The 9398-nt window shown below is 41.0% G+C and carries 7 protein-coding genes and 1 pseudogene; 3 read left to right on the top strand and 5 right to left on the bottom strand.

What is annotated here, in order from left to right; translation table 11 throughout:
• Window positions 1-122: 122 nt before the first annotated feature.
• The 3 genes from H5203_RS21980 to H5203_RS21970 all read right to left on the bottom strand — a co-directional run bounded on the left by H5203_RS21980 (window position 123) and on the right by H5203_RS21970 (window position 2314).
• A complete protein-coding gene (locus H5203_RS21980) occupies window positions 123-509 on the bottom strand; it encodes a nuclear transport factor 2 family protein (protein WP_145241545.1) in 387 nt (128 codons plus the stop codon).
• Window positions 510-717: 208 nt separating this feature from the next.
• Entirely contained in the window at window positions 718-1599 is an 882-nt protein-coding gene (locus H5203_RS21975) for an MBL fold metallo-hydrolase (protein ID WP_145241543.1), read from the bottom strand.
• Between the two features lie 67 nt (window positions 1600-1666).
• Window positions 1667-2314 carry a DsbA family protein gene (locus H5203_RS21970; RefSeq protein ID WP_182731890.1) on the bottom strand — a complete coding sequence of 216 codons (648 nt, stop codon included), beginning with the start codon at window positions 2312-2314 and terminating at the stop codon, window positions 1667-1669.
• A gap of 117 nt (window positions 2315-2431) precedes the next feature.
• Between H5203_RS21970 and H5203_RS21965 the strand changes: the two genes are divergently transcribed.
• A complete protein-coding gene (locus tag H5203_RS21965; protein ID WP_145241538.1) occupies window positions 2432-3325 on the top strand; it encodes a LysR family transcriptional regulator in 894 nt (297 codons plus the stop codon).
• A 38-nt stretch (window positions 3326-3363) separates the two neighbouring features.
• On the opposite strand, the pseudogene H5203_RS23055 reads toward H5203_RS21965, so the two are convergent.
• Window positions 3364-3766, bottom strand: a pseudogene (locus tag H5203_RS23055) (transposase); the annotation flags it as partial.
• Between H5203_RS23055 and H5203_RS21960 the strand changes: the two are divergent.
• Together H5203_RS21960 and H5203_RS21955 are read left to right on the top strand one after the other, a co-directional pair.
• Window positions 3766-4548 carry a hypothetical protein gene (locus H5203_RS21960; protein ID WP_182820325.1) on the top strand — a complete coding sequence of 261 codons (783 nt, stop codon included), beginning with the start codon at window positions 3766-3768 and terminating at the stop codon, window positions 4546-4548. The pseudogene H5203_RS23055 and the gene H5203_RS21960 sit on opposite strands and share 1 nt — an antisense overlap.
• 432 nt (window positions 4549-4980) lie before the next feature.
• Window positions 4981-5250 (top strand): transglutaminase family protein, encoded by a 270-nt coding sequence (locus H5203_RS21955; protein WP_145241534.1) that lies wholly within the window; start codon window positions 4981-4983, stop codon window positions 5248-5250.
• A 34-nt stretch (window positions 5251-5284) separates the two neighbouring features.
• Here H5203_RS21955 and H5203_RS21950 read toward each other — a convergent pair whose 3' ends face one another.
• Entirely contained in the window at window positions 5285-7813 is a 2529-nt protein-coding gene (locus tag H5203_RS21950; protein WP_145241661.1) for an excinuclease ABC subunit UvrA, read from the bottom strand.
• Window positions 7814-9398 lie beyond the last annotated feature (1585 nt).

Here is a 9398-nt window from a genome sequence, read left to right as displayed (position 1 = left end):
TGCTAGGTGCTACAGAGTTGAACTTAAGCGTTGCCTATTGGCAACGTTTTTTTTATGCACGAGAGTACGAAATAAAAGCGCACCTACAACATACTTGTAGTTATTATTAAAAAACTACTTTTTTACATGACATCGCTAACGGTTTTACTATCAACAAATTGTTCAAAACTGATGATCTTACCCTCTTTGAGTATCCATAAATGAGCGACTCTGGCCTTAAAAAATTTGCCTGTGGCTTTATTGGTTCCGCTATAGCTGCCATAAGCAAACACCTTGTCGCCAGCAGCAACATAGTCTTCTACCGCAAAATTATAACCATTCCATTCACAGCCTAACCGTACAAATACTTTTTTTTCAATTTCATCAAAGCCTTGGTAGGTTCCGGCATATGGAAAACCAGCGGCTTCCGTCCATTGTGTTTCGTTTGTTATATAACGCTTGAGGTTTTTACCGTTTTCTTCTGAGGTCTTACCTTCATAAGTACTTTTTACAATATCAAGATTGATCATCGATTTAGTCTCCAGATTAAAACTATTGTAATGTTCTAATGACGATATTTTGGCAGTGGTACTGCATGCTTGAAGCATAGCCAAAGCCATTACTATCGTGATTACTCGCGGAATTCCCCCCATGAAATGAAGCCTGTACAAAGAGTTGAACAGACCTTTCAAACTGCAAGCAGCTTGAAAAGCCCTAAATAAATTTAAGCTGTAGTAATTAGCCCCAAGGCATCTCGCCCATAATAACTTTGGCACTTAACGCCAATACGCTATCGCCGCCAATATTTGGATAGCTTGCTTTCATTTTACTCATCAATTCACTTGAATTAGCTGAAGACTTGGCTGCAGCTTCAAAGTCTTGAATGTATTTGCGAGTAAAGTGCACCGCTTCAATAGTCAATGGCTTATCACCTAACATATGACCAGAGATCACAGTTTTAGGATGCAGCTGCTTAATAGCATCAAGGGTTTTATACCAACTTTGACGTGATTCAGGTGTTTGCGTATCTGCTAAAAAAACATGCATGTTGTTAAATACCACAACACCACCCAACATAGTTTTAGTCGAAGGGATCCATACAAAAGTATGTTTTGGATCATGACCGTCAAGACCAACAATATTCACTTTTTCACCATCAACCAATAAGGTGTCGCCTTGCAATACTTCTGGCAAAACTAGTTTTTGCGGTGCGTTTTCTTTAAGAATTGGCCCCCAATAAGCCTTTTTAGGCGCCATTGACGCTTTAATATAATCTCGGGTTTTAGCAGTTGATAATACCTTAGCATCAGGATAGGCCTCGGTGATCACGTCTAAGCCAAAATAATAGTCAGGATCACCATGACTAATGTAAATAGTGGTTAATTTTTTACCTGATTTTTTAATCAACTCAACCACTGATTGTGCGTCATTACGCTGAAATTGCGCATCAACTAAAACCGCTTCGGTTGGACCGCTGATCAACACCGAACTAACTGGGAACGTGCTTTTTTGTTGTGGATTAAACACACTGGTTTCAAGTGTTGCACTAACCGCATTGGCAGATACTGCCATCATTGTAGCAAGCGTGCTTGCCTGAATTAATTTAGATAAAAATGTCATAGTAGCCTCTAAAATGTCGCTCATTTAGCGAGTAAATTGGGTGTTTTTAAACGTGTAAAATTATTGGTTAATCAATCGTATTAATTAATTGTTTTACATAAGCTAACCACTGCTGTGGCTGACCGTAATAACGCGAGTGGTCTAATTTAGTAAATGCGCCATCGCTGTGCTCAAACGCAAGTGTTGGAAACCCACTACCGCCAACTAAATTCAACATCTGCCGCGCTTTAATTATTTGCTGCTGCGTTTTTTCGCCACTAAAAAGGTCAAACGCATTTAAAAAAGCCCTAGAGCTAGCACCAAGTTGAGTGGCTATGTTAGCTAAATTAGCTATATCAGACTGAGAACGGCCAAGTACAAATTGATCAACTTGCATTCTATGCAGCATGGCAACAGTATTAAGACCTAAAGATCCACCAGCTAATAGCGCCGTGATCGGCGTATCTGAATCTAAAATTCGCTGCTTATCATCTAATAACGTTTCATAATAAGTTGGACTAAATACTTGCCCCGTTAAACTCGTGATCCTGTTATCCATGGCGATTATTTGCTGATGAAAATCAGCTGATAACTGACGTTTATTAGCCCCTGAAAATAAGCCGCCGCCATACAGCTTAATATCTATTGTTGTTAATTGAGTGAGCTCATCAATCAGCGGTGCGACGGCATAACACCAACCACACTGCGGATCCATAATGAAATGCAAGGTCTTCATTTTATTTTCCTGTCAGCAGTATTAAATTTATGAAACAAGTATAAATTGCAAATATGTTGCAATAAACATCACAACAGGCAATAGTTAATTGCATATATCGAACATATAGGAAATAAAATGGACAGGATCACCGCAGCTCAAGTCTTTGTTAGAATTGTCGAGCAAGGTAGTATGGTCAGCGCAGCGCATTCGTTAGATATGTCGCGCTCGATGGTAACTAGGTACTTAAGCGAAATGGAAAGTTGGGCGAATAGTCAGTTATTACATCGCTCTACGCGTAAACTCACGCTCACCGCCGCAGGTGAAAAAGCTTTTGTAAATTGTCTGTCGTTATTAGATTTAGCTAAACAAGTGTCTATCCCTTTAGAGCAAGATCATGTCGCACAACCTGAAGGGTCGATCCGTATTTCTTGCTCTCAATTTGTCGCCGCTAATTTATTGCCAGCAGTAATTGATCAGTTTTTAGATGAGTATCCCAAAGTACATATAGATATTCATATCAGTAACCAAGTAACTAATTTAGTTGAAGATAGAATCGATCTAGCAATACGTATTACCAACGACTTAGACCCCAATATCATTGCACGCCCGCTGGGTCGTTGCCGCTCAGTGTTATGCGCCACCGAAGATTACCTAAATCGTTTTGGTTACCCTGTTTACCCTGATGATTTGGCCAAACATAATTGCTTAATTTATTCTAATTTTGGAAAAAGTTTGTGGCATTTCAGCAAAGAAGAACTCGCGGTTGTTACTTCAGTCGCCGGCAACTTCAGTGCGAATGAATCAATGCTCTTACTTCAATCAGCACTCAAAGGACGCGGTATCTCTTTGCAACCTAAACATGCCGTACAACAGTTGATCAATGATAAAAAGCTGGTTCATGTGCTCCCCAACTATGAGCCAGCGTCCTTAGGTATTTACGCCATATACCGTTCTCGCAAACATCAATCTATCGCGATTAGAAAGTTACTCGAGCGCCTAATTGCGCATTTTGAAAAAACAGACACTTAAAAATATAAATAACTTAAAATTAATAAGCGCATAAATCAGCTAATGCTACTTAAACGCTCGTGGTATTGCTCAATCGTTTGATTCAAAAAGGTGAGCTCTGTTTTACTCAATTTTACATCTTGCAAATACTTTTTCGTCAATAACGTAGCTTTACACAGCTTATGCCAGCGTAGAATTATAGCTTTGTCATTAAGTCTATTTGCTTTTTATCATCAACTTAAGTGCTAAATGCGTGTGATTACTCATCACTGCATACGCACACACATCAATGCAACTACCTTACTAAGCCAATTTGAGTAGTTTATCTTCTACCCAGCCTCTGCGGTGCTCGTAGGACTGACCTGTAAAACGGTCTTCACCGCATAAAACAGTACGGCGTACACACAGGGAAATACAATGACCAAATTTTAGGCTGAGTGTCTTGCTTATTGTCTTGCTTATTGTTGAGTAAACCAAGACTTAGTAATTCAACTCTAGCGAATACCACTGAAGCGATAACCTCATTTACGCCACTAACCTTTGGTACTTATACTGCTTCGGTTAGTGTAACAGACTATGCAGGTAATACGGTTGTAAAGCAGATTTTAATTGCTGTTTCTATGCATGATGTTAGCTGGCTTGGCACTGTTAGCGGTCGTTTGGTTGATTCTTTAAGGCGCGGCCTCGCTAATGTCGCTCTCTTTTCAAGTGAAGCAATAACAGACAGTTTATATTTCTCTACGGATGATAATGGCTATTATCAAACAGTAATAGGCGTAGGAGCAGAGAAGAAATTTAGCATTATGGGTTTTAGCTCTCCATTTATGTCTGCTAACGTTGTGACAGATCAGCAGGTAACTGCCAACCACTTTATTATTGACTTAGGAACAAAAACAGCATTTATTAAGCAGAATGTCCGTATTGGTATAACTGCTTGTGGAGGATATAGTGGCCCTACTGAGCTGGAGCTTAGATTTAACGCATTAGATTTCACGTTAGAAGGGGGAGAATTAGATCAGCGCGTCTATAGCTCTCAAACAATTACCATTGGCAAAACCAGTGAGTTTTCACTATTCGCACCTTTTTTATATCGTGTTGATACAGATGATTATCCTGTTACTTGGATAAAAAACACCGAAAAAGGAGATTATGATAGTAAGGAACAATGGCAATTAGATTTACGTGCTAACTCAAATGATGTTGTTGAGCACACATTTGAAGTCTGTGACCAGCTCACCCCATAATGATTAAAGCTTGCTTGATAAACCTTTATCGAATTTTCAGCTTAGTTCGATTCAATTTATCTTAATAAGAAAAGCTTTTGTACTAGTACAGAAGCTTTTTTGTATAGTAAGTGTGGGTTATCTTTTAGTTGTTATAGTCTCAGTCAACTCTTTTAGAAAACATAAAAATCAAACTAGACAGCCACTTTTATTGAGCAACCAAAACTGTGTTACCAAGCTTGCTCTTTTAGATTAAAAATCATCCCTTTTTATATCATCACTCACACAACGTTTTTAAATGAGTAGATATCACTGATTTTTAGTGAGGCGTTCAAGCTCTATATCACCTAGATACACCAAGATTTTAGTATTGAATATCGCGAAGATAGCCCACCATTACCCGCTAATAAAACCTTTAAAATTAACAAAGGATCTTGTAGTGAATTGTCTTAGATGCAAATTAATCTGCTGCGCCATTTTGGCATTGCCGTGCGTTTTGTCAGCGGCTATTTCTATTTTGATATGGAAACCCCTTCGATGAACTGCACGCTTGGCAGAGGTTTTTTACCTGGTACAGGTTGGTTAGGTTTTAACCCCAACCATGGTATTTTGACTGATAATACCCACTTTGCTGTCGCGTCCAGCGCCCCCCGAAAACACCATGCCTATTTATGGTGGTATACGGGGCAGCGCAACATCGCAATTAATCACCAACTTAAGTAAAGAAAAACGTCGATAACCTAAAGTCAGGCTAATGCTAAGGCGACAAAAAGGGTGCTGTTTGGCTGGCCTTTGACTTAGCGACATTAGCCGGTGGTCCTTGAGCAACAATATTCCCACCTTCATCGCCCGCACCAGGACCAATATCAATGACCCAGTCACTACGGCTCGCGACCTGCATATCGTGTTCAACCATGATTACGGTGTTACCTGCGTCTACCAGACCATTTAATTGCAACATCAACATAGCAACATCTGCGGGATGAAGGCCATTAGTGGGTTCATCGAGAATATACAAGGTGTCACCGCGTTGCGCCCGTTGCAACTCAGTAGCTAATTTTATCCGTTGCGCTTCACCGCCCGATAATTCGGTAGCAGGCTGACCAAGCCTTAAGTAGCCGAGCCCCACTTGCAACAAGGCATCCAAAGCGCGCGCTATTAAAGGCTCATCCATAAAAAATTCACGGGCAGTTTCAACGGTTAAATTAAGCACTTCAGCGATATTTTTATCTCGATAAGTAATATCGAGCGTTTCGTCATTGTAACGCTGCCCTTGGCATACCTGACAAGGCGAATAAACACTAGGCAAAAACAACAATTCGACACTCACAAATCCTACACCTTCACAATTCGAACAACGCCCCTTAGCTACATTAAACGAAAAACGCCCTGCGTTGTAGCGCCTCGCTTTTGCTTTGGGTGTGGCGGCGAATAGCTTACGTACATGATCAAACAAACCGGTGTAAGTGGCAAGGTTTGAGCGTGGTGTGCGGCCAATAGCTTTCTGATCCACGGTCACTAAACGTCGGATGTGCTGTATGCCATCAACAATTTTACCGCTGGTGGCGATTTCTAATTCTTCCTCAAGTAAATCAGTCTCATCATTGGGTGCCTCGACGGTATTTTGCTGACCAAGGGCATCAGACACAAGCTCCACCAGCGCCTGACTGACTAAACTCGATTTTCCTGAACCCGATACACCGGTAACGCTAGTCATAAGCCCTAGCGGAAACTCAATGTCGATATTCTTCAGGTTGTTTCGCTTAACCTGAACTAATTTGAGCCAAGCATTCGGCTGTCTTGGTCTATGTGCTGCACTGTCATCTTTACTAAACACAAATCGACCAGTGTGAGACTCGGTTACCTCGCGCAAGCCCTCAAGCGGACCACTGTAAATAATTTCTCCGCCATGGGTTCCAGCATTGGGACCTACATCAACAATCCAATCTGCATGGCGAATAACGCTAACATCATGCTCTACCACAAATACTGAATTACCCGCTGCGATTAATTCATCTAAGGCACCTAGCAATGCTTGAGTATCAGCGGGATGCAGACCGGCTGAGGGTTCGTCTAATACGTAAACGACACCAAATAATTGAGAGCGGATCTGCGTTGCAAGGCGCAGGCGCTGTAGTTCGCCCGGAGATAACGTGGGCGTGCCACGTTCTAGCGACAAATAGCCCAAACCAAGTCGAGTAAGCGCTTCAACACGAGTAAGAATATCGCTGGCAATACGCTGTGCGACGATGGCTTTTTCTCGATTAACGGTGTTATCCGCGGGTTTGTTATTAGCTGTATCCTTTAACCGCAACGCCAACTCAGTCAGCGTCAATTGCGACAATTCACCAATATCAAGTCCAGCAAATTTAACCGACAGTGACGCTTGTTTGAGTTTTTTACCCTGACATTCGGGGCATTGAGAAATCTGCATAAACTGCGACACCCGCTTTTTGGTGCGCGGGCTTTGCGTTGTAGCAAATGACTGCAAAATAAAACGTTTGGCGCTTGTATAGGTCCCCATGTAATTGGGCTTTTCCCCTTTATCAATTGCTTCTCGTATTTGGCTAATATTGTAGTCTCGATAAACCGGCACTTCAGGGGTTTCATCGGTAAACAAGATCCAATCCCGCGTTTTTTGCGGCAATTTTTTCCAGGGAGTATCAACTTCATAGCCCAATGCAATCAAAATACGCAATAAGTTTTGCCCTTGCCATGCTGGCGGCCATGCCGCGATAGCGCGTTCCCTAATGGTCTTGCTGTCATCTGGTACCAACGACTTCTCTGTCACTTCAAATACACGACCTATACCATGGCATCGCTCACAAGCGCCCTCTGGGGTATTTGGCGAGAAGGCGTCAGCGTAAAGTATATTTTGACCTGTTGGATATTGCCCTGCACGGGAATAAAGCATGCGCAAGCCATTAGAAATCGTGGTAACACTACCAACAGATGAACGCACCGATGGAGTTCCTCGCTGCTGTTGCAGTGCTACTGCTGGCGGTAACCCTTCGATTGAATCAACATCTGGCTCCTCTACTTGATCAATCAAGCGACGGGCATAAGGCGAAACAGAATCTAGGTAACGACGCTGAGATTCAGCAAACAAAGTGCCAAAGGCCAATGACGACTTTCCTGAGCCAGAAATACCAGTAAAAACCACCAAGGCATTACGGGGCAAATCAACATCGATGTTTTTTAAGTTGTGAACCCGTGCACCTCTAACTTGGATACATTCATCAGGCTCAATACGACTAGGTTTGTTTTTTTGTCGAACGATTATTATCTCCTTTTTTGTAGCGTGTTGGCATAAAAAAACCACCTTACGGTTTTATAGATATGGAGGTTGATGATAAATTAGCAAGGCTAAAATTATTCAGCATAATTGATTGGAATGAATTTATTTTGGCAGGATAAGTAAGGCTTGACTCCTTACCTAATGAAAGAGCCATAACATCTCAAACCATCTCTTTATACATGCCACGGCTTTAAAACCCGCTGACTCGCCATAGCCTTACCAATACGGCTGTTTTGCATGGACTTCGATGGGGTTGCAAACCTCGTCAGTCAGATCTAATATTTATCGGAGCGATACCAGCACTTCAGGATCACGATAACCCCTATGGCCTGCATAATTCTCTGTGTACGCTTCACCAATCTTGTTCGTGTGGTGCAGTCTTCACAGCTGAAAAGCCATTGCTAATCCCGCACTCCGCCAAATGCGCAAAACTCAATACAGGTGGTTGGTTAAACCTTACCCGACAGGGCCTTACACTATGTAAGATGGAGCAAGCCTAGCCTGACGCACCAATATCGACATTAACGAGCTTAAAATAGTTTGTTAAAATTTTGAGGAACGAAGAAAATAAACTGTTTTAAGTCCCAGTTTAATTATTTGTTAGCCTTCCGATTCAATGAATGAATCAAGTTCTTTTAGTAATAATAGCTCTACGGTCTTTTTCTCCATTTTAGCCAACTCTTCTATACTGTAATCTTTGCCTATTTATTTAACTAAAATATAGCCTAAGTAATAACCTCTGCGATATGGCAAATTTGTCTCATCCTTTCTGAAATTGAAGAATGAAGAATATATTTCAGGGTTTTTGGAGTAAAACTTTCTCTTAAGATCAGTAAGCGAATAAAGCAGTCTAGAGCGGACATTTTTAATCATACTGTCAGGTATGTTTAGCATCAATTCATCATTACTCGCGGACGAATTCAACTGGTGTGACACATACGTTGCTAAGCCCTCAGTCCAAAGCGAGCACCAGAGTTCATCATTACATTGAAAAAAGTTTTCATGATAGACATGAAATAACTCATGATGAAAAAATGGGGTGTCATTATTCCAGTTATAGTATTTAACCATTAGATCTACACCAAACATTAAGTAAGACTTACCCTTCAAATCACGTGTTGCACCATTAAACCTACCGAGCGAATGAAGTATATATATTGGTATTTCAGATTTAAAATCTGCAAAAATAGCAATAAATGACTCCATGCTGCCATTTAAATCCTTAGATAGCTGATTGCTTTTTAATAAGTATACTTTTTCTATCTCACTGAAACTTTCAATGGATTTAACAAAGTTCTTATTACTATAAAAGGGTTCAAACTGAGTGGTAAAATATTGTGAAAACCGCTCTGCTCTCTTTTCAGGGGATAACTTTTTGCTTGACTGATATACAGAGTAAAAATCATCAGCAAGATTAATTATTTCGTAGGCACCTGGTTGGTCGTGGGCCAGGGCAAGAGCATGAAAAAAGTCTATGATTTCAATACCTTTTCAAGGTAATCTGTACTGCGCATAGCTTTTTTCTGTTTTGCGGGCATGCCTTTATTAAAGCTTGTTTCTGCTTTTAGCTGAT

It is taken from the genome of Pseudoalteromonas sp. SG41-1 (assembly GCF_014164575.1).
Taxonomy (GTDB): domain Bacteria; phylum Pseudomonadota; class Gammaproteobacteria; order Enterobacterales; family Alteromonadaceae; genus Pseudoalteromonas; species Pseudoalteromonas rhizosphaerae.
This window is presented reverse-complemented; position numbering and strand designations above follow the sequence as displayed.

Coding starts and splice junctions, on each gene's coding strand:
- H5203_RS21965 (WP_145241538.1), top strand. CDS start 2,432: ATGGACAGGATCACCGCAGCTCAAGTCTTTGTTAGAATTGTCGAGCAA.
- H5203_RS21970 (WP_182731890.1), bottom strand. CDS start 2,314: ATGAAGACCTTGCATTTCATTATGGATCCGCAGTGTGGTTGGTGTTAT.
- H5203_RS21975 (WP_145241543.1), bottom strand. CDS start 1,599: ATGACATTTTTATCTAAATTAATTCAGGCAAGCACGCTTGCTACAATG.
- H5203_RS21955 (WP_145241534.1), top strand. CDS start 4,981: ATGCAAATTAATCTGCTGCGCCATTTTGGCATTGCCGTGCGTTTTGTC.
- H5203_RS21980 (WP_145241545.1), bottom strand. CDS start 509: ATGATCAATCTTGATATTGTAAAAAGTACTTATGAAGGTAAGACCTCA.